The organism is Ruegeria sp. BF7, from assembly GCF_056538605.1.
This window is the reverse complement of record NZ_JBQFTM010000013.1, coordinates 40777-60842: the sequence shown is the minus strand read 5'-3', so window position 1 is coordinate 60842 and position 20066 is coordinate 40777. Positions and strand designations below refer to the sequence as shown.

General features: G+C 59.6%; 26 protein-coding genes. 12 read left to right on the top strand and 14 right to left on the bottom strand.

All coding sequences use genetic code 11. The features are described 5' to 3' along the window. Nucleotides 1–63: 63 nt before the first annotated feature. A complete protein-coding gene (locus ACR0IK_RS19650) occupies nucleotides 64–795 on the top strand; it encodes a hypothetical protein (RefSeq protein WP_480642871.1) in 732 nt (243 codons plus the stop codon). A gap of 43 nt (nucleotides 796–838) precedes the next feature. Here ACR0IK_RS19650 and ACR0IK_RS19645 read toward each other — a convergent pair whose 3' ends face one another. From ACR0IK_RS19645 to ACR0IK_RS19630, 4 genes are all read right to left on the bottom strand, one after another. Continuing rightward, a complete protein-coding gene (locus tag ACR0IK_RS19645) occupies nucleotides 839–1189 on the bottom strand; it encodes a hypothetical protein (protein ID WP_480594537.1) in 351 nt (116 codons plus the stop codon). Between the two features lie 54 nt (nucleotides 1190–1243). After that, the gene (locus tag ACR0IK_RS19640) at nucleotides 1244–4699 is read right to left on the bottom strand and encodes a chromosome segregation SMC family protein (RefSeq protein WP_480642869.1); all 3456 of its coding nucleotides are present in this window, start codon (nucleotides 4697–4699) and stop codon (nucleotides 1244–1246) included. A 139-nt stretch (nucleotides 4700–4838) separates the two neighbouring features. Continuing rightward, nucleotides 4839–5246, bottom strand: coding sequence for a hypothetical protein (locus ACR0IK_RS19635; protein ID WP_480642868.1), 408 nt, complete (start codon nucleotides 5244–5246; stop codon nucleotides 4839–4841). 44 nt (nucleotides 5247–5290) lie between these two features. Beyond that, complete coding sequence (locus ACR0IK_RS19630) at nucleotides 5291–6490, bottom strand: aminotransferase-like domain-containing protein (RefSeq protein WP_480642867.1); 1200 nt, start codon at nucleotides 6488–6490, stop codon at nucleotides 5291–5293. Nucleotides 6491–6629: 139 nt separating this feature from the next. Here ACR0IK_RS19630 and ACR0IK_RS19625 point away from each other — a divergent pair, with 139 nt between their 5' ends. Both ACR0IK_RS19625 and ACR0IK_RS19620 read left to right on the top strand, forming a co-directional pair. Then, nucleotides 6630–7400 (top strand): FCD domain-containing protein, encoded by a 771-nt coding sequence (locus ACR0IK_RS19625; protein ID WP_480642865.1) that lies wholly within the window; start codon nucleotides 6630–6632, stop codon nucleotides 7398–7400. Beyond that, the gene (locus tag ACR0IK_RS19620) at nucleotides 7400–7753 is read left to right on the top strand and encodes a hypothetical protein (protein WP_480642864.1); all 354 of its coding nucleotides are present in this window, start codon (nucleotides 7400–7402) and stop codon (nucleotides 7751–7753) included. Before ACR0IK_RS19625 ends, ACR0IK_RS19620 begins: the two co-directional genes overlap by 1 nt. A 251-nt stretch (nucleotides 7754–8004) precedes the next feature. On the opposite strand, the gene ACR0IK_RS19615 is transcribed toward ACR0IK_RS19620, so the two are convergent. From ACR0IK_RS19615 to ACR0IK_RS19595, 5 genes are all read right to left on the bottom strand, one after another. Further along, nucleotides 8005–8565 carry a F0F1 ATP synthase subunit B gene (locus ACR0IK_RS19615; RefSeq protein ID WP_480642863.1) on the bottom strand — a complete coding sequence of 187 codons (561 nt, stop codon included), beginning with the start codon at nucleotides 8563–8565 and terminating at the stop codon, nucleotides 8005–8007. A 5-nt stretch (nucleotides 8566–8570) separates the two neighbouring features. Further along, nucleotides 8571–9122 (bottom strand): F0F1 ATP synthase subunit B', encoded by a 552-nt coding sequence (locus ACR0IK_RS19610; RefSeq protein WP_480642862.1) that lies wholly within the window; start codon nucleotides 9120–9122, stop codon nucleotides 8571–8573. A gap of 86 nt (nucleotides 9123–9208) precedes the next feature. Next, the gene (locus ACR0IK_RS19605) at nucleotides 9209–9433 is read right to left on the bottom strand and encodes a F0F1 ATP synthase subunit C (RefSeq protein ID WP_005981269.1); all 225 of its coding nucleotides are present in this window, start codon (nucleotides 9431–9433) and stop codon (nucleotides 9209–9211) included. A 48-nt stretch (nucleotides 9434–9481) separates the two neighbouring features. After that, the gene (locus ACR0IK_RS19600) at nucleotides 9482–10240 is read right to left on the bottom strand and encodes a F0F1 ATP synthase subunit A (protein ID WP_480642861.1); all 759 of its coding nucleotides are present in this window, start codon (nucleotides 10238–10240) and stop codon (nucleotides 9482–9484) included. A gap of 2 nt (nucleotides 10241–10242) precedes the next feature. Beyond that, nucleotides 10243–10575, bottom strand: coding sequence for an AtpZ/AtpI family protein (locus ACR0IK_RS19595; RefSeq protein WP_480594529.1), 333 nt, complete (start codon nucleotides 10573–10575; stop codon nucleotides 10243–10245). A 231-nt stretch (nucleotides 10576–10806) separates the two neighbouring features. Here ACR0IK_RS19595 and ACR0IK_RS19590 point away from each other — a divergent pair, with 231 nt between their 5' ends. Beyond that, on the top strand, nucleotides 10807–11142 hold the full coding sequence (locus ACR0IK_RS19590) for an ArsR/SmtB family transcription factor (RefSeq protein WP_480642859.1): 336 nt from the start codon (nucleotides 10807–10809) through the stop codon (nucleotides 11140–11142). Nucleotides 11143–11148: 6 nt separating this feature from the next. Here the strand turns inward: ACR0IK_RS19590 and ACR0IK_RS19585 are convergent, their stop codons facing one another. The 4 genes from ACR0IK_RS19585 to ACR0IK_RS19570 form a co-directional block, all read right to left on the bottom strand. After that, on the bottom strand, nucleotides 11149–11562 hold the full coding sequence (locus ACR0IK_RS19585) for a universal stress protein (protein WP_480594527.1): 414 nt from the start codon (nucleotides 11560–11562) through the stop codon (nucleotides 11149–11151). A gap of 90 nt (nucleotides 11563–11652) precedes the next feature. After that, the gene (locus tag ACR0IK_RS19580; protein ID WP_480642857.1) at nucleotides 11653–11937 is read right to left on the bottom strand and encodes a hypothetical protein; all 285 of its coding nucleotides are present in this window, start codon (nucleotides 11935–11937) and stop codon (nucleotides 11653–11655) included. Nucleotides 11938–11995: 58 nt separating this feature from the next. Then, a complete protein-coding gene (locus ACR0IK_RS19575) occupies nucleotides 11996–12877 on the bottom strand; it encodes a DMT family transporter (RefSeq protein WP_480642914.1) in 882 nt (293 codons plus the stop codon). A 26-nt stretch (nucleotides 12878–12903) separates the two neighbouring features. Next, the gene (locus ACR0IK_RS19570; protein WP_480642856.1) at nucleotides 12904–13782 is read right to left on the bottom strand and encodes a LysR family transcriptional regulator; all 879 of its coding nucleotides are present in this window, start codon (nucleotides 13780–13782) and stop codon (nucleotides 12904–12906) included. A 120-nt stretch (nucleotides 13783–13902) separates the two neighbouring features. Here ACR0IK_RS19570 and ACR0IK_RS19565 point away from each other — a divergent pair, with 120 nt between their 5' ends. Further along, complete coding sequence (locus ACR0IK_RS19565) at nucleotides 13903–14484, top strand: FMN-dependent NADH-azoreductase (protein WP_480642855.1); 582 nt, start codon at nucleotides 13903–13905, stop codon at nucleotides 14482–14484. Between the two features lie 71 nt (nucleotides 14485–14555). Next, nucleotides 14556–15296, top strand: coding sequence for an aspartate/glutamate racemase family protein (locus ACR0IK_RS19560; protein WP_480642854.1), 741 nt, complete (start codon nucleotides 14556–14558; stop codon nucleotides 15294–15296). Here ACR0IK_RS19560 and ACR0IK_RS19555 read toward each other — a convergent pair whose 3' ends face one another. Beyond that, a complete protein-coding gene (locus ACR0IK_RS19555) occupies nucleotides 15297–15827 on the bottom strand; it encodes a prolyl-tRNA synthetase associated domain-containing protein (protein WP_480642852.1) in 531 nt (176 codons plus the stop codon). A gap of 88 nt (nucleotides 15828–15915) precedes the next feature. On the opposite strand from ACR0IK_RS19555, the gene ACR0IK_RS19550 reads away from it, so the two are divergent. The 6 genes from ACR0IK_RS19550 to bluB all read left to right on the top strand — a co-directional run bounded on the left by ACR0IK_RS19550 (nucleotide 15916) and on the right by bluB (nucleotide 20063). Continuing rightward, nucleotides 15916–16434, top strand: coding sequence for a hypothetical protein (locus ACR0IK_RS19550; RefSeq protein WP_480642851.1), 519 nt, complete (start codon nucleotides 15916–15918; stop codon nucleotides 16432–16434). A gap of 161 nt (nucleotides 16435–16595) precedes the next feature. Then, nucleotides 16596–18104, top strand: coding sequence for a signal recognition particle protein (ffh, locus tag ACR0IK_RS19545; RefSeq protein WP_480642850.1), 1509 nt, complete (start codon nucleotides 16596–16598; stop codon nucleotides 18102–18104). 2 nt (nucleotides 18105–18106) lie between these two features. Continuing rightward, nucleotides 18107–18661, top strand: a complete 555-nt coding sequence (locus tag ACR0IK_RS19540; protein WP_480642849.1) for a GNAT family N-acetyltransferase — start codon at nucleotides 18107–18109, stop codon at nucleotides 18659–18661. Between the two features lie 34 nt (nucleotides 18662–18695). Then, complete coding sequence (locus tag ACR0IK_RS19535; RefSeq protein WP_480594517.1) at nucleotides 18696–18992, top strand: chorismate mutase; 297 nt, start codon at nucleotides 18696–18698, stop codon at nucleotides 18990–18992. A gap of 42 nt (nucleotides 18993–19034) precedes the next feature. Beyond that, entirely contained in the window at nucleotides 19035–19415 is a 381-nt protein-coding gene (rpsP, locus tag ACR0IK_RS19530) for a 30S ribosomal protein S16 (RefSeq protein ID WP_480594516.1), read from the top strand. Between the two features lie 12 nt (nucleotides 19416–19427). Further along, complete coding sequence (bluB, locus tag ACR0IK_RS19525; protein ID WP_480642847.1) at nucleotides 19428–20063, top strand: 5,6-dimethylbenzimidazole synthase; 636 nt, start codon at nucleotides 19428–19430, stop codon at nucleotides 20061–20063. The last annotated feature ends 3 nt before the right edge of the window (nucleotides 20064–20066 follow it).

The following is a 20066-nucleotide window of genomic DNA, read 5'->3' as shown; positions in this document are numbered from 1 at the left end:
TTGCGGAGAAATCGACAATTCTCTAGGATGATCCAAGCACATGCGAAGCACTGAGACCTATTCATGACAATTGATGACCGCCGGAAATTGCTCGCTGATGTTTTGCGCCCTTATGATGTGGGGCATTCCTTGATCCGGATTGGGGCTTTCGGCGACGGGGGCTATCTGGTTCCCAATGATCTTGCTGGTATCAAGGCGTGTTTTTCACCCGGCGTTTCGCAACAGTCGAGCTTTGAGCTTGATCTGGCCAAATGGGGTATTCCGTCGATCATGGCCGACGCTTCGGTGGATGGGCCTGCAGAACAAATTCCCGGTGCGGTTTTCTCAAAGCAGTATTTGGGTGCACAAACTGAAGGCGATGTGATTTCACTTGCGGACTGGATGGTGCAGCACGCTCCGGAAACCGGGGATCTGATGCTTCAAATGGATATCGAAGCGGCCGAGTACCCGGTCTTTGAAAGCGTTCCCGAGGCTTGCATTGATCGGTTCCGGATCATTGTGATCGAGCTTCACCGGATTCCATCCATCCTGACCAAACCGAACTTTTTTGAAAAAGCGAAACCGCTGTACACGGCAATTGGGGCAAAATTCACCTGCACCCATCTGCATACCAACAATGCGTCTGGATCGGTGACGATCGAAGGCGTTGAATTCCCCCGCGTCGTCGAAGCCACGTTTATCCGCAATGATCGCATTAAAGAAAAACGACCGATTTCAAAGCTGCCGCACCCTCTGGATGTGGCGCATCACGCCGTACGACCAGAGATCGCAGTGCCGGGGGAGTGGTTGACCTGACCGGCCGAGCAGGTTGGACAGCAGGTTGCGGAGATCGTCCGCCTCACTCCGAACGTACTGGGTAGCGATCTCCTTTCTCATCGATCAGGATCAACCGCTCGCCGCTGCGCACATACAGGTCACACCGGCTAAACCCGTTGCGATAGGCGATACAGACGCTGCCGTCCTCAGCGATGGAGTAAGTGCCAAAGGCCGCGTCTCCGCTAGCGTAGGTATAGGAATAGGAGCCTCCGGCCGAAAAAGCGGCCTGTCCGTCATCGTAGAAGGTGAACGTCTGGCCCGCCAAGGCGCTTAGTTCCTCGGGGGACAGGGGCACATCTCCGGGCTTGGTGGGCCACTCGGCGGCGATGGTCGGGCTGGCTGTCAGCAGGGCAAGGATCAGATATCGGGTCATGCGGCCAGCTTACCCTGTGGTGCCACCAGATGGTCATAACGTTGCAGTGAACTGTCAGGCCACCATCTGCTCGGCCTTCTTCAGGTCGACCGAGACCAGTTGGCTGACGCCCTGTTCCTGCATGGTCACGCCGAACAGCCGGTCCATCCGCGCCATCGTCACTGCGTGGTGGGTGATGATCAGGAACCGCGTGTCGGTCTGGCGGCACATCTCGTCCAGCAGGTCGCAGAACCTGGTCACGTTGGCATCGTCCAAAGGCGCATCGACCTCGTCCAGAACGCAAATCGGGGCGGGGTTGGCAAGGAAGACGCCAAAGATCAGCGCGGTGGCGGTCAGGGTCTGTTCCCCGCCCGACAACAGGCTGAGGGTCGAGAGTTTCTTGCCCGGCGGCTGGCACATGATCTCAAGGCCCGCGTCCAGCGGGTCGTCACTTTCAACCATTACCAGATTGGCCTCACCACCGCCGAACAGGTGCTTGAACAGCATGGCAAAGTTCGAGTTCACCTGTTCGAATGCGGTCAGCAGACGTTCGCGCCCTTCCCGGTTGAGACTGGCAATACCGCTGCGTAGGGCCTTGATCGCCTCTTCCAGGTCCGCCTTTTCGGTATTCAGCGTGTCAAACTCTTCCTGAACTTCCTTACTGTCCTCTTCGGCCCGCAGGTTTACAGCCCCCATCGCATCGCGCTGACGCTTGTGGCGGTTAACTTCGGCCTCCAAGGCATCGGCCGCGGGCATCTGGTCGGGGTTTGCATCCAGCTGGTTCAGCAACTGGTTCGGCGTCAGTTGCTGATCCTCGGCAATCCGTTCTGCAGCAGCCGTCACGCTTTCCTTGGCCGCATCGCATCGCGCCTCAGCCGCAGCACGGGACTCACGCACTTCCGAAGCCAGACGTTCTGCATCCCGCTCCGCTATCACGGCTTCACGCTGCTGTGTCTCGGCTTTGGCCAGCTTGTCGCCGGCCTCGGCACGACGGGCTTCCGCGGCTTCGATCAACTCGTTCAGTTCTTCCCGCGCCTCGGCGATCTCAGAGGGGGCGGCCATGGCATCGGACAGCTCCTCTTCCGAGCCCTCCTTGCGTTCCGCCAATTCTGAGATTCGTTTTTCGGCCGTCTCCAGACGGTGCTTCCAGCCGCTGAGGTCCTTGGTCACTTCCTGTGTGCGGCGCGTGCGGGCTTCGCCCTCGCGGCGCAGCTCGTCATGGGAAGAGCGATGGGTCAGCATGGTGATCCGCGCCGCCTCGACCGTCTGTTTGATATCCTCAACCTGAGCACGGGCGCTGTCGAGGTTACCCAGACCGGCCAGCGCGCCCTCGGCCTCGCGCAATTGCGCGCGAGCGGACATGGCATCTTCCTTGTGGCGGTCGACGGCAAGAGTCAGGGTCTCCAGCTTGCCCTGAGCCAGATTGCGGTCCGCTTCGGCCCGGCTGAGCTGACGCGCGGTTTCGGCCATGCGCTGATCGGCGGCGCGGCGGGCTTCTCGTGCGCGACGGTCAGCTTCTGTCACGTCCGCCAGTTGCTGCGACAACGCCTCATGCGCGGCGCGAGCACCATCGGCCTGCGCCTCGGTCCTGGCAAGTTCCTGTTTCAGCGCTTCCAGCTTGTTGAGTTGTTCCAAACGCAGAGCCGCCGCACTGGGTGCATCCTCGGCCCAAGCGCGAAACCCGTCCCAGCGCCACAGGTCACCCGAGCGCGACACCAACCGCTGACCCGGTTTCAACGAGGTCTGCAAACGCGCGCCCTGATCCGCATCAACCAATCCGATCTGCGCGATCCGGCGGCTCAGCCGATCCGGGCCAGACACATGCAGCGCCAGCGGTTCAACCCCATCCGGCAAAGTCTGGTCAGCATCGTAACCCGCAACCTGCACCCAGCCGGAGGGACCATCCCCTTCGACCAGGGGCGCGCGCAAATCATCAGCCAATGCCGCGCCCAAAGCCTTCTCGTAACCAGGTTCCACACGCAGCAGGTCAAGCACCTGCCCGCCCTCAGCCGTGTCGCGTTCGACCAACTTGGCCAAAGCGGTGGTCTCGGCCCGGATCGCACCCAGTTCACCCTCGGCCTCGGAACGTTGCGCGCGGGCTTCGGCCTCACGCGCCTGTGTGTCGTTGCGCAACTCGTCGGCTGCAGCCAGCGCCTCTTCGGCGGCTTCGGCGGCTTCGCGGGCCTCTTCCTCACCCTCTTGCGCCGACTCGAACGCTTCGCTGGCGCGGGTCAGAGCGGTACGAGCTTCCTCCACCGCCGCGCGCGCCTTTTCTTCTTCACCCTCGGACCGGGCCAGCGTCTTGCGGCTGTCTTCTACCAAACGCTGCGCCGACTGGTGGCGGGCAACCAGCCGCGCCATGTCCTCGGTTTCCTGCGACAGGTGATCTTCCCGGTTCTGCAACACCGCAGCCGCCTCGTGGGCGATCTCGGCAGCCTCGGCGACCTTGTCTTCGTGTCCCTCCGCAGCCTTGGCCAGCTCACGGGCTTCCCACTCCAAACGCTCGATCATCTGACCTGCGTCACGGTTCAGGCCGGTCTCGCGTTCGATATCATGGGCCAATTGCTGGATACGGTTGGTCAGCGTTTCAATCGTCTGGCGGGCGCGGGTTTCCTGATCCGACAGTTGATCGCGCTGCACCTGTTGGCGTTGCAGAACAGCAGCGGCAATGGCCTCTTCCTCGCGCAGCGGCGGCAGGGTCTCTTCGATCTCGGCACGATTTGTGGCGGCAGCGCGGGCCTCGGCCTCGGCGCGCGAGGCCTCGGTGATCCGATCGCGTAGTTTTTCCTCGGCCTGCTGGCGAGCCATGTCTGCCTCTTTCCAACGGCGATAGAGCAGCATGCCTTCAGCTTGGCGCAACTGCTCGCCAATCTCGCGATAACGCGCGGCCTGCCGAGCCTGACGCGCGAGTTGCGCCAGTTGGGTGCCCAGCTGTTCCAGCACGTCATCCACGCGGGTCAGGTTGGCCTCGGTACCCTTCAACTTCAGCTCGGCCTCGTGACGGCGCTGATACAGGCCCGAGATCCCGGCAGCCTCTTCCAGAATGCGGCGACGGGCGCGGGGCTTGGCGTTGATCAGTTCGGCAATGCGGTTCTGCCCCACCAACGCGGGCGAATGCGCCCCAGTCGAAGCATCCGCAAACAGCATCTGCACATCGCGCGCCCGTACATCCTTGCCGTTGGTCTTATAGGCACTGCCGACATCCCGCGTGATGCGACGCACGATTTCCAACTGATCCGCGTCGTTGAACCCAGACGGCGCCAGCCGTTCCGAGTTGTCCATGGTCAGGACAACCTCGGCAAAGTTTCGGGCGGGGCGCGTCGCCGCCCCAGCGAAAATCACATCCTCCATCGCGCCACCGCGCATGGACTTAGGGCGGTTTTCGCCCATCACCCAACGCAACGCTTCCAGAAGATTTGACTTGCCGCAGCCGTTCGGACCCACCACACCAGTCAACCCATCCGCGATGATCAGATCGGTCGGATCAACAAAGCTTTTAAAGCCGGTGAGTTTGAGTTTGCTAAAGCGCAAAGGCAATGGGTCCTGTGATTCCTATAACTGGAAGTGTGCGCAACCGATTGGGGGTGAGTCAACGGAGATGCGCAGGATGTGGGATATCAGGTCGACTTATCCACAATATCTTGCCAAAATACGCAGAAATAAGCGTATCTCAGTAGGGCGTGCACTCAAAAACCTGATAGCCGCTCCCGCTGCCGATGTTTTCATAGATACCGTAATCGATGCATTCGTAATTGGGGGTCGACACAGCCGTCAGCAGCAACCGTTCCCCTGCCTCACGGTCGCATCCCAGCACGCCAACGGTCACCGCCGCATCACCCAATACATCCAGAATCGGACAGCCCGAGACCTGCGCCATGGCCAACCCGGCCCGGTCACGGATCGGCCCAAGACGCGGCGCGTATTGGGTGTTGACCCGAACTGCCTCGGCCAGCTCTCCGCGCACACGCACATCGAAGATACTGCCATTCACCGCGATCCGGGTGGCAGGCACGTCGCGAAAGTAAGGCGTGCCGGCCGAACAAGCGGCCAGCACGAGGAGGGGAAGATACCGGATCATACCACCAGCTATGCCGCAATACAGTTAACAGAACCTTTCCCGGTTCATGCGCGCAGCACTTCGCCCAAGCGGCGAACACCCTCGCGGACTGTTTCCTCATCCGAGTTCGAAAAACTCAGCCGGATCGTGTTGGCACCGGACCCGTCCGGAAAAAAAGCTTGACCGGGGACAAATGCCACTTTGACCGTTTCCAGCGCCCGCGCCAGCAGTTCGGATCCAACCGTGCCCTTAGGGAGCGTCACCCAGATGAACATACCGCCTTCGGGTTTGGTCCACTCAACCCCGTCCGGCATGTGTTCCCGCAACGCAGCCAACATTGCGTCACGACGCGCACCGTAAACGCGGCGCAGCATCGGGATATGGGTGTCAAAGCAGGCCCGTGCCACGTCGTTGATGGCCATCTGATTGATCGTCGCTGAATGCAGATCGGCGGCCTGTTTCATCAGCACAAGTTGCGAGATCACTTGCTTGGCCGCCACGACCCACCCGACCCGCAATCCCGGAGACAAGGTCTTCGAGAAACTACCGCAATAGACCGTCCGACAGTTTTCAATAGAGCCCTTGCGCGCCAGTTCCATCGCCAGAACCGGCGGGATCGCCTCTCCGTCATAGCGCAGCGCCTGATAAGCGCCGTCTTCGATGACGGCACAGTTCAGGTCTTCGGCCAGGTCCAGCAAGGTTTCGCGTCCACGAAGATCCACGGTCTCTCCGGTCGGGTTGGCGAAGTCCGGCGAGAGATAAGCGAACTTCACCACTCCCTCACCCGCTGCTGCCCTGTATTCTGCGGCGCCGCGATTGCCGTTGATGCTGAGCCGATCAAAACGCGGCTCGTAGGCGTTGAACGCCGCCAATGCCCCCAGATAGGTGGGCCATCCGACCAGTGCGGTATCACCCGGCGACAGGTAGAGCTTGCCCAGATAGTCCAGCGCCTGCTGCGAGCCCGAGGTGATCAGGATGTTGTCCAGTCCGCAATCGATACCGATCTGACGCATGTGATCGACCAGCCATTCGCGCAGCGGCACATACCCTTCACTGATGGAGTATTGCAACGCCTGCGCCTGGCTCTCGGATCCCAACGCGTTCTGGAATGCCAAGGCAAAGCCATCCGCAGGGAACAGCGCTGGATCGGGAATACCACCGGCAAAGGAAATGATCCCCGGCTGGTCCAGCAGCTTGAGCAACTCGCGAATTTCGGACGCCTTCATCCGCGACGCCCGCGTGGCAAACAGGTCTTTCGTCGACATCAATCTCCTCCGCTTTGACGACAGGCAGATTAGGCGTCGCGCTCTTAATGTCAATAGTTCTGACCTATTGTAATAAACGGGCGTTCTTGAACCCACTCGGAATACGTGGTCATATGATTTGACCAATTTCGGAACGCCCATGCCTTTTCAGAAAATCCAGCCCGCAAAACTGTCCATCGCGGTGGTCAAACAGATCGAGATGCTGATCCTGCGAGGTATCCTGCGCCCGGGTGAACGGCTTCCGGCAGAACGTGAACTGGCGGACCGGTTGGGCGTTTCCCGGCCTTCGCTGCGCGAGGCAATCTCGGACCTGCAGGATCAGGGTCTGCTGACCGCCAAGGCAGGCTCTGGCATCTACGTGGCCGAGGTTCTGGGCTCGGCCTTTTCCCCGGCGCTGGTCCGGTTGTTCGGCAGCCATGAAGAGGCGGTGTTCGATTACCTCTCGTTCCGCAAGGATCTTGAGGGCCTCGCCGCCGAACGCGCCGCGCGACTGGGATCGGACAGCGATCTGAAAGTCGTGCAGGCGATCTTTGACAAGATGCAAGCCGCCCATGAGCGCAACGCCTCCGAAGATGAGGCGCAGTTGGACGCCCAGTTCCACATGGCCATCATCGAAGCGAGCCATAACGTGGTGATGCTGCACATGATGCGTTCGATGTACGAGTTGCTGCAACAGGGCGTGTTCTACAACCGCCAGATCATGTTCCAGCAGCAAACCACGCGCGGGGCTATTCTGGACCAGCACCGAGCCATCAACACCGCCCTGCAAGCCCGAGACCCTCAGGGCGCACGCGATGCGGTTCATAGGCATCTCAGCTTTGTCCAGAGATGCATGGACGACCACCAGAAAGCCCAGCGCAACGAAGCCATCGCGCAGCAACGGCTGCAACACGAGACAGGTCAGACCTGATGTTCATCGGGCATTTACCAGGGGCCTATCTGGTCTTTCGGGCGACCACGCCAAATGTCGGGAAAACGGTCTTCACCGCTGCGATGCTCGGCGCGATCGCACCGGATCTGGACATGCTATGGTTCTATCTGGTCGACGACCAGGCACATCACCACCACGCATACCTCACGCATCGCCCGGTTTTGTGGGCGGGTATCGTATTGTTGGGGTTTGTCACCGGATTGCGCCGGCCCCAGGCGGGCGTGTCGTGGCCTATTTTGGGGCCGGTGGGCTGGTCCATATGGCGCTGGATTCCATCGTCGGTGAAATCACCTGGCTATGGCCGCTTTCGGACTTTTCCCACCCAATCGTAACTGTTGAGGCCACGCACTCGCATTGGATTCTCTCATTTCTCAACCACTGGACGTTTTTGGTTGAGATCGGGATAACCGTGCTGGCTGTAGTCGTGTTTTTCTCTGGCAGCGACAGGTCGGCGCGCGCAGACTAAGGCCAGCTTTGCTATGGCGGCGCAACCCGAGTGTCGCTCCGGACCAGAAGGCTGTTCCAAAAATGGCAAACCCGGCAGAAAACTACCGGGTCGCTCAAAGTTCATACTGGGCAAAGCTTAGTGCAGCTTTTCACCTACATCGGCAATCGCCGCGTCGATCAGCTTGTTCGCCTGTGTCGCCGTCATCTGCTTGGCCAGAACCGCGTTTGCTGCAGAAACAGCGACGGTGATGGCCTGATCGCGGACTTCCTTCACAGCCGACGCTTCCGCCGATGCGATCTGGTCCTGCGCAGCTGCCAGACGACGTGCTATGGATCTTTCCAGATCGGCCTTGGCCTGTTCCGCAGCCAGAGCGGCGTCGTCTTTCGCAGCCGCCACGATGGCATCCGCCTGCGTCTGCACTTCGCGCTGCTTGCGCTCGTACGAGGCCAGCAGGCTGCGCGCTTCTTCGTGCAAGGCGCGAGCTTCCTCCAGTTCGGACTTGATGCCCGCGGCACGGTTGTCCAGCGCACCACCGATCAGGCCCGGTACCTTGAAGTAGAACAGGACCGCGATGAAAACGATGAAGCCCAGAAGGACCACAAAGTCAGTGTTGCCAAGCGAGAAGAACGGGCCGCTTGCGGCAAATGCCGGGCTGGCTGCGCCGACGGTCAGGATAAGGGCAAGAGTGTTCCGCATGTCACTTATCCTTTCGTCTGCGCGTCTACGGCACTGTTGATGGCTTTGGCATCCGCCTCGCCGCCCAGTGCGGTGACCAGTTCAGCCGCCGTGTCCTTGGCAACCACTTGAATGCTTTCCAGCGCACCGGCACGGATTTCGGCAATTGCCTTTTCCGATTCAGCCGCCTTTGCAGCGATTTCCGCGTCCGCCTTGGCAATCGCGTCATCCAGACCAGCCTGGATTTCAGCGCGGGCTTCCGCTGCGATACGCTGTGCCTCAGAACGGGCATCGGCCAGCGCCTTGTTATAGGCCTCTTCGGCCTCGACCGCCTTGGCCTTCAGATCTTCGGCCGCAGCCAGGTCATTTGTAATGGTCCCCTGACGTTCAGCCAGGATTGCCGCGATGCGGGGCAAGGCCACGCGAGACAGGACCAGAAAGATGACGACCAGCGTGATGACCAGCCAGAAAATCTGGTTGGGGAACCAATCGAAGCAGAGCTGCGGCATCCCGATGGCAGAGCCATGCGTGTCGACGCACGCGCCTACTACTTCTTCGCTAATGGGTTCAGTCGCCATGATGTCCTCCGTCGGAACGTTGTCTTTACAACAGGTGGGCCGCTATGGCTTGGACCCACCTGCGCGTAAGGATCAGGTTCCGCAGATTAGACGGCGAACATCAGCAGCAGCGAGACCAGGAATGCGAAGATCCCCAGGGCTTCTGCGAATGCGATACCGATGAACAGGGTCGCGGTCTGCGAAGCAGCCGCCGAAGGGTTGCGCAGAGCGCCGGCCAGGAAGTTGCCTGCAACGTTGCCCACCCCGATTGCGGCTGCGCCGGAACCGATTGCTGCCAGGCCTGCGCCGATGTGTGCGAGATCGCCTTCCATGATGTATCTCCTTACGAATTGGAAGTTTCGATGTTGGGGTATCGGACCTTAGTGCGAAGGATGCAGCGCATCTTTCAGATAAACACAGGTCAGAATGGTGAATACGTAGGCCTGGATAAAGGCCACCAGGACCTCGAGGCCATACATTGCGGTGATTGCCAGAACGGACACGGGCGAGATCACGGCGACCGCGGCGAAGCCTGCGAAAACCTTGATAACCGCGTGGCCAGCCATGACGTTACCAGCAAGACGAATGGAGTGGCTGACCGGACGTACGAAGTACGAGATCAGCTCAATGATCGCCAGGATCGGGCGCAGCGCCAGCGGCGCGCTGGAGACCCAGAACAGGCCCAGGAATGCAGCACCGTTCTTGACGAAACCCAGAATGGTCACGGTCAGGAACACAGCCAGCGCCAGCGGAATGGTGACCGCGAAGTGCGACGTGGTGGTGAATGAGGTCGGGATCAGGCCCAGGAAGTTCGCGCTGACGATGAACATGAACAGGGTCATGACATAGGGGAAGAACTTGACGCCTTCCTTGCCGCAGATGTCTTCCAGCATCTTGTAGATGAAGCCGTATGTCAGTTCCGCGATCGACTGCATCCGGCTAGGCACAATCGCGCGCTTGGACGTGGGCAGAACCAGCAGAGCAGCGACAGCCAATACTGCTAAGAACAGCCACAGGGTCACGTTGGTGACCGTGAACATGCCGACCGCTCCGTCGCCAAACAGCGGCTTAACGATGAACTGGTCCATCGGGTGGAATACCAGGCTGCTGCCTTCTGCTGCGGTGGTCTCGCTTGCCACGTTCAGTCCCTCTCGTCCTTCTCGGCCGCGTTTGCAGCCGTTTGTTTCTCTTGGACCTCTTTCGCGCTGCGGAGCATAACCTTCACGCCCGCGACAAGGCCCAGCAATGTGAACAGCACCAGAAAGATCGGGATTGTCCCGAGCAGGCTGTCCAGCCCGTATCCGATGCCAAATCCGATCCCCAGACCGGATACCATTTCGATGACCATCCGCCAGGCAAGCTCGCCGCCCGAGACGTCAGCGTCCGCGCGAGGTTTGGGCTCTTTCGCCTTTTTCGCCGCCTCGATCTTGGCCTCCAGCTGCGCCATACGCTGCTTTTGGTCGTCATCGGTCACGGGCGTTTTCCTCGCTCAGTCTTGGGCACGGTGCTAAGGGGCGAAGGGCGCAGAGTCAACGACGTTGAGCGCCCCAATTGCCGCAGCTTAGCATATTGTTTTAAATTGATTTTTCATCTGGCGCTGCGCAAGTCAAAACCGCCTGACCCTTTCTGTCCCGTTCAAATGCATTGAATCCGCATATTCAACCAAATGGTTGACCAAACCCGGGCACTGTGGTTCAGCGGAGGCATGTCCAAAGATCTCGACACCGTATTCGCGGCCCTTGCCGACCCCACGCGCCGCGCCATTCTGGCGATGCTGCTTGAGGATGACATGGCCGTCACCGATGTGGCCGAACCGTTCGAGATGTCGCTTGCGGCGATCTCAAAACATCTGGTCATCCTGACCAAGGCAGGGCTGATCAGTCAGGAAAAGCGCGGACGGGTGAAATGGTGCAAGCTGGAACCCGACGCCCTGCGTGTGGCGTCTGTCTGGATGCAAGGGTTCGGGCAGTTCGAACCGGTCAATCTGGATGCATTCGAGCGGTTTCTGGAAACCGAGCTGCCCGCAGTCGAAGAGCCCTAGCCGAACCTAACGCACCACAAAGACTGAAACCTTGGCGTGATTGGCCAGATATCCGGCATGACTTGAAAAGATATAGTCCGTGATCCGCGGCGCGTGGGTGCCCGCGACAATCAGGTCGGCACCGATTTCCTCGGCAGCCCGAGCCAAATCACCATCGACCTCAGCCGCGACATCGACGGAATGGATATTTCGACATGCGACTTCCGTTCCACTGTTCTTGGCAAGCTGGTCAGCGAAAGCGCGCAGGTCTTCGTTGATCTTTGCGTCCGTCTGAACCGGATCACCAGGCTGAGTTCCCGTTACGCTGACAACTGTAATCTTGGCGCCCTGCCATTTGGCAACCTCAGCTGCAACATCGGCAGCTTTGCGGACCTCTGGCGGAAGATGCAGGTCAACAGGGAACATGATGTGAGTGTACATGGCGAATTCCTCCTCAGCCCAAAGCATAAGGATATTCGCATGTATCGGCCTTGATCTGCCTCAACGGCAGGGCGGAGCACCTGATTCGGCCTACCCTTCCTGAATGTATTCCACGCCGGTAATAACTCCGAACGGGTCCGCCCGACAGAGCCACGGTGCCTGGGCGCCGACCACGGACACCGTCGTTACGGAGCCTGTAGGATCGTTCTGGGTTGAAATCGCAGAAACGCCTTCGGGTCTCACCCCGGTTTCAGCCGAGACAAGCGCCTCGCAACTGCCGCGCAGATCGGCCTCTGAATCCGTGTTGCCGGGTTCGGGCGGAGTACAGGCAGCCAATCCTGCCACCGCGATCAAGAAGAATGCTGATTTCGTCATCTTGTGCCTGCGTACCACCTTTGTCCGACGCCGGCATTATTTTGCGGGAAAGCAAGCTTCATTCGGACACCGGGTTCGTTATGCGGCGCTGTTCTTCGGTTTTCAGCAGCAGCACAAGCGCGACGATGGTCAGGATTGCCCCAACAACAACCAGCAGCGGAGGCGGCTGCTGACCCAGAGCGATTTCCCACAGGATCACCCAGCTGGGCGTCAGATAGGTATAAGCCATCACTTTGGCCGAGGGCAGCCGCAATGTAGCGAACTGGACCAGGACAAAGCTGGCCGCGGTGGCAAATATCGAGACATAAAGCAGACCAAGCCAGACGATCAGCGGCAGGTTGGTCCAATCGGTCGCCCGAATGTCAGACCAGCCATAGAGCGTCAGCAAAACGCAGCCCGCCACGAGAGTGCCAAAGGTGAACACCACCGCCGGTTCGCCCTGGTTCAACTTGCGCACCATCGGCGTGTAAACCGCATGCGCCGCGCAGCCCCAGAAATAGATAATCTCGCCGCCTCCGATCTGGAATGCGGTGAAAGCCTGCCAATCCGCCCGGAAAATAACCCAAAGCGCACCCATCGCGCCCACCGTAAGGGCCAAGGCCATCCGGGGCGTCGTGACCTGCCGCAAAAACACCCACCCTGCCATGGCCGACATCACCGGGGTCAGCGTGAACACGGCTGCGGCACTGACCGGGGGCGCTGTCTTTAGACCGTAGAACATCAGGACAAAGTAAGTGGCAAACAACCCGCCCAGCACCAGATAGCGCCACGGAGACTGTGTTGCACTACGCGGCAAGCCGGTGGTCATCATTGCCGCAACACCAATCACGACGGAGGCGATCAGAAACCGCGCCGCCGTGATCGCCTCGGGTGCGATCTGATTGGCGATCAGCGCGCCCAGTGAAAAGCTACCCGCCACCAAGGTTGAAAACACAAGCATGGCCAGATGGGCCTGCGCCTGAGGGCTCACGCCAGCCAGCCTTTGGATTGCTCTTTCAAATATGTCAGAAAACTCTGAACCTTGGTTGTGCGGTGCAGGTCCACATGAGTGACCAGCCACAGGTTCCCGAACCATTCCGAAAGCGGGTCGACCACTTCGATCAGATTGGGGTCACGGGCCGCTTCCCAGCGAGCCATGAAGCCGATCCCGGCACCGGACAAAACCGCCTCGCGGATGCAGAAGTTGTTGGTACAGCGAAAGGTGATGTTCTCTGCAGGTACTGTCGCGCGCAACCACCGGGAAAACGGCGCGCGGCTGTTTTCGTCGTCGGTACTGACGAATTGATAGTTGCTGAAATCCTCGACGCTCGAGGGCGTCCCATGGCGATCCACATAATCCTTGCTGGCGAACAGGCCGATCTCTTGCGTGATGAACGGTTGCACCACATTGTCCGGTTGATCCGGGGCCGAACCCGCGCGAATAGCCACATGAGCTTCACCGTATTCCAGACGGAACAGGCGATCTCCGGTCAGGTAGCGCACGATCAGACCCGGATGCAGGCGTTGGAACTCGCTGAGCACCGGCACTACGAGGGGTGCCAATGACGACAGAGATGTCACGACCAATTCACCCGAGACGTCATCGCCACGCCCCTTCATCCGCCCGACCAATTGGTTGAATTGGTCTTCGGTCGCCTGTGCCACGCGCAACAGGTCTTCTCCGGCCTCGGTCGGGGTGTAGCCACGCGCGTGACGCTGGAACAGCTTGGTGCCCAACCGCGCCTCAATCGCATCAATATGTCGGATCACCGTCGCATGGTGCACGCCCAGCACCTCGGCCGCGCCGCTGACGGTACCCATGCGGGCTACCTGATAGGCGGTTCTTACTTCGTCCCAATTGTCCACGGCATCACCACCACTGTGCAATTTCCAACATCAACTGTTGATGTATCCGAGTTTTGTTCATGTACGCAATATCCATATTGGGGTCAGACGCGAAATCCCTATCCACAAGGACCAAGTGAAATGCCCAATACCATCCTGCATATCGACGCCTCGGCCCGCCGCGCGGGGTCTGCAACCCGAGATCTGTCCGACCGCATCGTCAAACATCTGGGCGCCGCCCGCATCATCCGCCGTGATCTGGCAAGCCCCCTGCCCTTGCTGACCGAAGACTGGATCATCGCCAACTTCACACCGGCAGATCAACGGGATGAGACCCAGCGCGACCAACTGGTGCTGTCGGACACGCTGGTGAACGAATTGCGAGAGGCCGATACAATTGTCGTCGGCCTGCCGATCTACAATTTCTCTGTACCGGCTGCGTTCAAAGCCTGGATCGATCTGGTTGCGCGCGTTGGGTTGACCTTTTCCTACACGGAAAACGGCCCTAAAGGCCTGCTGGAAGGCAAACGCGCGGTTTTGGCCATTGCCTCGGGTGGTACCGCCGTCGGGTCCGAGATAGATTTTGCCACCAACTACGCCAAACACGTGCTGGGCTTTATCGGCATTCATGATGTTGATGTTGTTGCCGCCGACCAGATGGCCCTCGACGCCGAGACCACACTGGCCAACGCCCATAAAGCCGTGACCGAGTTGGCGGCATAAACCCTCTGGCTTTTACACTCTCAAACGTCCAGTCTGCGCCCGAAGGGGATTTGTCAGGCTGGGCGCTTAACATGAAGAAAATCGGTATTCTGGGCGGTGTGGGCTGGGCTTCGACCGTAGACTATTACCGGGCAATTGCCGAAGGTGCAGGCAAGCATTTCGCCGAACGGGGTCACGGCTCCCCACTTCCCATTCCACCCATGACAATTGAATCTGTCACACAGGCCAAAACCCGGGCTCTGCGCGGGGTGGCCGGAGACGAAAACAGTTGGGCTGGTTTCGACGCAGTCTTCCGCGAGGCCCTTTTGACGCTGGAACGTGCAGGCTGCGACTTTGGAATCATTGCGTCAAACACACCCCACACACGTTTTCACGCGATCCGGCAAGGCGTTTCGATGCCAATTCTCAGCATATTCGATGCAACGGCCGAGGCCACTGCCTCATCCGGTGCCTCCAAGGCGTTGGTTCTGGGAACGGCTGTGACCATGCAGGCGACTGACTACGCTGACCGCCTCGCCAAAGAGGGTATCACCGCCAATGAACGCCTGCCCGAACCTGAAATTGCCGAGATGCAAGCCATGATCGACAGTGAATTTTATGGCGGTGCCTCTGAGACCGCCCGCGCTCGGTTGCTGGCTTTCTGCAACGACCACGCTGCGCCGGGAACCGCTATCCTACTGGCTTGCACCGAGCTTCCTTTGGCCTTCCCCGACCGTCTGGACGACCCGGTGTTTATGGCAGACGGGCATCTGTTCATCAATCCTTCTGCCGCGCACGTTACCGCCGCACTTAAAGAAGCGCTGCAGGACTGATCAGGACAGCCAAGTCACCTCACAGCCAACCCGGTCAAAAAACGCGATCAGATCGGCCCGTGCCATCGCAACGGTGCGGTCATTGACCAGCGGATGCATGTAGATGACATCCACCTGCCGCGCCGCGCTGTCCATGAAGAACCGCACATCGTTCTTCACCCCGTTGATCATCGCCAGCGGACTGACCGCACCGGGCCGGATACCGAGGTTCTGCAGCAATCGGTCCGCCGAACCGAAGGACAGGTTGCCCACGCCCAGTTCCGCCCCCAGCGACTTGAGGTCAATCTCGCGGCTTTGCTCCAGCGTCACGAGATAGTTCCGCTTTTTCTTGTCCCGCAGGTACAGGTTCTTCAACCGCAGAGCGTTTTCGCCCGGCGCCATGAACTGATCTTCTACTGCCTTGGAGTCTTCGACTGTGCGCAACGGGACATGAGTATGCAGCAGATAAGCCAATCCCCATTCATCTAATCGCGCCAACAGCGCGTCAGAGCTGAGCGGCAAAGTATCCTGAAAAGCAGATGATGCGTCCATGGGAACCTCCTGTTTAGCGCGCTCATCGCGCAACACGAGGATGAATTCAAGCCACGACAGCGCCAGAATTCAGTGTTAGCGTGCCGTCATGAAAGTGACGCGCAACACCCCAAACCAATTGATCTTGTCTAATACTCCCTGGCTGATCGGCATCATGTTGGTCACCTTTATCCTATGCTTTGTCGGCGCAGGCTTCTTCATGGCCAACGAAGGGGGTGAGGGCGTGTTTTTCGGCATTGTCTTTGCTCTGTTTGGTGGTGGGTTGGGCTTTGGTGCGTTCTGCGTCTTTGTGCGCCGCGTTCAGGTCATAATGAACCGCAACAGCAATAGCGTTTTGATCCGTCGCCAATCAATCTTTGGATATGACACTGTAGAACATGAGCTGTCGAACCTGTCCCATGCCGAGGTGGAAACCACCACCTCGACTCGCGACAGGACCACGTCCAAGATGCATCGTCCCGTTTTGATCCTGGAAAAGGGCATGAGCGCCGGACGCCACCCGATTGTCGAAGCCTATGTCAGCGGGCGCGGCACGCAGCGGATGGTCGATGCGGTCAATGCATGGCTTCCGGCGCGCGAGGTTGACTCCGACAGCCAATCCGCCTAAATCCCCTCTAAACATCCGGAAGCGTATGATCTTCCGGTCCCTTGAGTCGTTCAGGGATCGCCCCCCACCAGCGAGTTTCGCCCGTGGGGGCGTTTGTGCATTTAACCGGCGCATCCTATCTAGGGCACGCCATAAGAAAACCGGCATAGGAGGCCGAAGGCATGTTTGAAAATCTATCCGAACGCCTTTCCGGCGTCTTTGACTGGCTGACTAAGCAGGGCGCCCTGTCCGAGGAAGACGTCAAAACCGCCCTGCGCGAAGTTCGCGTTGCACTACTTGAGGCCGACGTTTCGCTGCCGGTTGCCCGTGAATTCGTCAAGAAGGTTCAGGAACAGGCGACCGGTCAGGCCGTTACCAAGTCGATCACTCCCGGTCAGCAGGTCGTCAAGATCGTGCACGACGCGCTGGTTGATACCCTGCGTGGCGAAGAAGACCCCGGCAAGCTGAAGATCGACAATCCACCTGCCCCGATCCTGATGGTCGGTCTGCAGGGCTCGGGTAAGACGACCACAACCGGTAAGCTGGCAAAGCGCCTGAAAGAGAAAGAAGGTAAGAAGGTCCTGATGGCCTCGCTCGACGTCTATCGCCCAGCGGCGATGGATCAGTTGGCGGTACTGGGCACGCAGGTCGGCGTTGATACTCTGCCGATCGTTCCCGGCCAGAAGCCGGTCGACATCGCTAAGCGTGCCAAACAACAGGCGACGCTGGGCGGCTACGACGTCTACATGCTCGACACCGCGGGCCGTCTGCATATTGACGAAGTTCTGATGGACGAAGTCGAGCAGGTCCGTAACGCGGTTGATCCGCGCGAGACGCTGCTGGTCGTCGACGGCCTGACTGGTCAGGTCGCCGTGGAGGTTGCCGAAGAGTTCGACGCCAAAGTTGGCATCTCGGGTGTGGTTTTGACCCGGATGGACGGTGACGGGCGCGGCGGTGCGGCCCTGTCGATGCGCGCAGTCACCGGCAAACCGATCCGCTTTGTCGGTCTGGGCGAGAAGATGGACGCGCTTGAAACCTTCGAGCCGGACCGGATCGCCGGTCGTATTCTGGGCATGGGTGACATCGTTGCCCTGGTCGAAAAAGCCCAGGAAACGATGGAGATGGAACAGACCGAGCGCATGATGAAGCGCATGGTCAAAGGTCAGTTCAACATGAACGACCTCAAGATGCAGCTGGAACAGATGATCCAGATGGGCGGCATGCAGGGCATGATGGGCATGATGCCGGGCATGAACAAGATGGCCAAGCAGATGGATCAGGCGGGTCTGGACGACAAGATCTTGCGCCAGCAGATCGCCATGATCCAGTCCATGACCAAACGCGAACGCGCCAACCCGCAACTGCTGCAGGCGAGCCGTAAGAAACGCATCGCAGCCGGTTCTGGAATGGAGGTCAGCGACCTCAACAAGCTGCTCAAGATGCACCGGCAGATGTCGGACATGATGAAGAAGATGGGTAAGATGGGTAAAGGCAAAATGCTGAAACAGGCCATGAAGGGCATGTTCGGCAAAGGCGGCCCCAGCCCTGAAGAAATGGCTGCGGGCATGGACCCCAAGGCGCTGGAACAGGCAGCCAAGGCCATGGGTGGCAAGATGCCCGGTGGCCTGCCCGGTATGGGTGGCGGTATGGGACTACCCCCGGGGCTCAGCGGCTTTGGTAAGAAGAAGTAATCATGTCACCCCTTGAACCTCATATCCCCCGGCTTGAGACCGAGCGTCTGATCATGCGTGCACCGTCTGTGGCTGATCTTGACGCTGAGGCAGAGTTTTTCGCCTCGGACGCCGCTAAATATGTTGGCGGCCCGCTGCGTCGGGATGAAACATGGCGATCCATCGCAATGCTGCTTGGCCATTGGGCCATTCGGGGTTTTGGCTTTTGGGGTGTCGAGGAAAAAGATACCGGCATTTATGTCGGCCGTGTCGGACTGTGGTTCCCCGACGGCTGGCCCGAGCCCGAGGTTGGCTGGACGCTGATGAATTTTGCCACTGGCAAAGGTTACGCGACCGAGGCCGCGTTAGCTGCACGCGCGCGCGCCTATGACGTGCTGGGTTGGGAAACCGCAATCTCGCTGATCGACCCGAAAAACCACGCAAGCAAAGCCGTTGCCGAGCGGTTGGGCGCCAAGCTCGATTATCACTATGAACACCCCAAATTCGGCACCACTGAAATCTGGCGTCACCCCGCCCCCGCCGATCTGGTGAATGGCGGCATGGAGGCTTACGCATGACCCATACCGCTTTGACCGCTGAGAGGACCGGCCAATGACCAACCCCGTGACGCGGGCCGCCGCGCTGTTGAAGGAGCACCGCGAAAGCATCGATCGACTGGACGCGATCCTTGTCTACACGTTGGGCGAGCGGTTCAAGCACACGCAGGCCGTTGGCAAGCTCAAGGCCGAACACGACCTTCCCCCGTCCGATCCCTCGCGCGAGGCTGCGCAGATCGCCCGGTTAGAAGACCTGGCGAAACAGGCCAATCTGGACCCTGACTTTGCCAAGGCTTTCCTGAATTTCATCATTCAGGAAGTCATCCGACACCATAAGAAACACCAGAACTAACCGGGCAATTCCCGGTAAACGCCATCCAAAGGAGATACCACCATGGCAATGAAAATTCGTCTCGCCCGCGGCGGCTCGAAAAAACGTCCCTTCTACCGCATCGTGGCTGCTGACAGCCGCATGCCCCGCGACGGCCGTTTCATCGAGAAACTGGGCACCTACAACCCGCTGCTGCCGAAAGACAGCGAAGAGCGCGTGAAAATGGACATGGAACGCGTTCAATACTGGCTGGACCAGGGCGCCCAGCCCACCGACCGTATCGCACGTATGCTGGAAGCTGCCGGCAGCCGTGAAAAAGCCGAGCGCAACAACCCCAACAAGGGCACCCCGGGCAAGAAAGCTCAGGAACGCGCGGAAGAAAAAGCTGCAAAGGCCGCTGAAGCTGCCGCTGCACCGGCTGAAGAAGCAACCGCAGAAGAATAAGCGGGCGAGCGCGTGCAGGATCAAACTTTCAGCGACGATTTTCGCACGCAGTTCGATCTGCTGATGCGGCTCCGGCGTGATGTGCGCCGGTTCCGCACCGATCCCGTGGACGAGGCAGTGCTGACGCGCTGCCTCGACGCATTTCGCCTGGCCCCTTCGGTGGGGCTAAGTGAGCCCTGGCGTGTTATCCGCGTCGAAAGCGCGGTCGCGCGGGCAGCGGCGCTGAAGAATTTCCAAGCTGCAAATGCCGAATCCCTGGCCGGGTATTCCGGCGAGAAAGCACAAATCTACAGCAGTCTGAAGCTGTCGGGGATGCAGGAAGCCCCTGTGCAATTGGCCGTGTTTTGCGACGATACCACCGGCAAGGGGCAAGGTCTTGGTGCAGGTACGATGCCAGAGGCGCGGCGCTATTCCGTCGTTTCCGCTATCACGCTGTTCTGGTTGGCCCTGCGCACCCAAGGGCTGGGCCTGGGCTGGGTATCCATTCTGGACCCCGTTAAGATGACCCGTGACCTGAACGTTCCGGATGGCTGGCGCCTGATCGGCTATTTCTGCGTCGGCTGGCCGGAAGAGATGTCAGACACGCCGGAGCTGGAAACTGTAGGCTGGGAATCCCGTTACGACACCCTACCCATCGAGGTGCGATAGGCA

Bases quoted from the DNA above. Each gene is read 5' to 3' on its own strand.
- ACR0IK_RS19650 (WP_480642871.1), top strand. From the start codon at position 64: ATGACAATTGATGACCGCCGGAAATTGCTCGCTGATGTTTTGCGCCCT.
- ACR0IK_RS19645 (WP_480594537.1), bottom strand. From the start codon at position 1,189: ATGACCCGATATCTGATCCTTGCCCTGCTGACAGCCAGCCCGACCATC.
- ACR0IK_RS19635 (WP_480642868.1), bottom strand. From the start codon at position 5,246: ATGATCCGGTATCTTCCCCTCCTCGTGCTGGCCGCTTGTTCGGCCGGC.
- ACR0IK_RS19630 (WP_480642867.1), bottom strand. From the start codon at position 6,490: ATGTCGACGAAAGACCTGTTTGCCACGCGGGCGTCGCGGATGAAGGCG.
- ACR0IK_RS19625 (WP_480642865.1), top strand. From the start codon at position 6,630: ATGCCTTTTCAGAAAATCCAGCCCGCAAAACTGTCCATCGCGGTGGTC.
- ACR0IK_RS19620 (WP_480642864.1), top strand. From the start codon at position 7,400: ATGTTCATCGGGCATTTACCAGGGGCCTATCTGGTCTTTCGGGCGACC.
- ACR0IK_RS19615 (WP_480642863.1), bottom strand. From the start codon at position 8,565: ATGCGGAACACTCTTGCCCTTATCCTGACCGTCGGCGCAGCCAGCCCG.
- ACR0IK_RS19610 (WP_480642862.1), bottom strand. From the start codon at position 9,122: ATGGCGACTGAACCCATTAGCGAAGAAGTAGTAGGCGCGTGCGTCGAC.
- ACR0IK_RS19605 (WP_005981269.1), bottom strand. From the start codon at position 9,433: ATGGAAGGCGATCTCGCACACATCGGCGCAGGCCTGGCAGCAATCGGT.
- ACR0IK_RS19590 (WP_480642859.1), top strand. From the start codon at position 10,807: ATGTCCAAAGATCTCGACACCGTATTCGCGGCCCTTGCCGACCCCACG.
- ACR0IK_RS19585 (WP_480594527.1), bottom strand. From the start codon at position 11,562: ATGTACACTCACATCATGTTCCCTGTTGACCTGCATCTTCCGCCAGAG.
- ACR0IK_RS19580 (WP_480642857.1), bottom strand. From the start codon at position 11,937: ATGACGAAATCAGCATTCTTCTTGATCGCGGTGGCAGGATTGGCTGCC.
- ACR0IK_RS19575 (WP_480642914.1), bottom strand. From the start codon at position 12,877: ATGCTTGTGTTTTCAACCTTGGTGGCGGGTAGCTTTTCACTGGGCGCG.
- ACR0IK_RS19565 (WP_480642855.1), top strand. From the start codon at position 13,903: ATGCCCAATACCATCCTGCATATCGACGCCTCGGCCCGCCGCGCGGGG.
- ACR0IK_RS19560 (WP_480642854.1), top strand. From the start codon at position 14,556: ATGAAGAAAATCGGTATTCTGGGCGGTGTGGGCTGGGCTTCGACCGTA.
- ACR0IK_RS19555 (WP_480642852.1), bottom strand. From the start codon at position 15,827: ATGGACGCATCATCTGCTTTTCAGGATACTTTGCCGCTCAGCTCTGAC.
- ACR0IK_RS19550 (WP_480642851.1), top strand. From the start codon at position 15,916: ATGAAAGTGACGCGCAACACCCCAAACCAATTGATCTTGTCTAATACT.
- ffh (WP_480642850.1), top strand. From the start codon at position 16,596: ATGTTTGAAAATCTATCCGAACGCCTTTCCGGCGTCTTTGACTGGCTG.
- ACR0IK_RS19540 (WP_480642849.1), top strand. From the start codon at position 18,107: ATGTCACCCCTTGAACCTCATATCCCCCGGCTTGAGACCGAGCGTCTG.
- ACR0IK_RS19535 (WP_480594517.1), top strand. From the start codon at position 18,696: ATGACCAACCCCGTGACGCGGGCCGCCGCGCTGTTGAAGGAGCACCGC.
- rpsP (WP_480594516.1), top strand. From the start codon at position 19,035: ATGGCAATGAAAATTCGTCTCGCCCGCGGCGGCTCGAAAAAACGTCCC.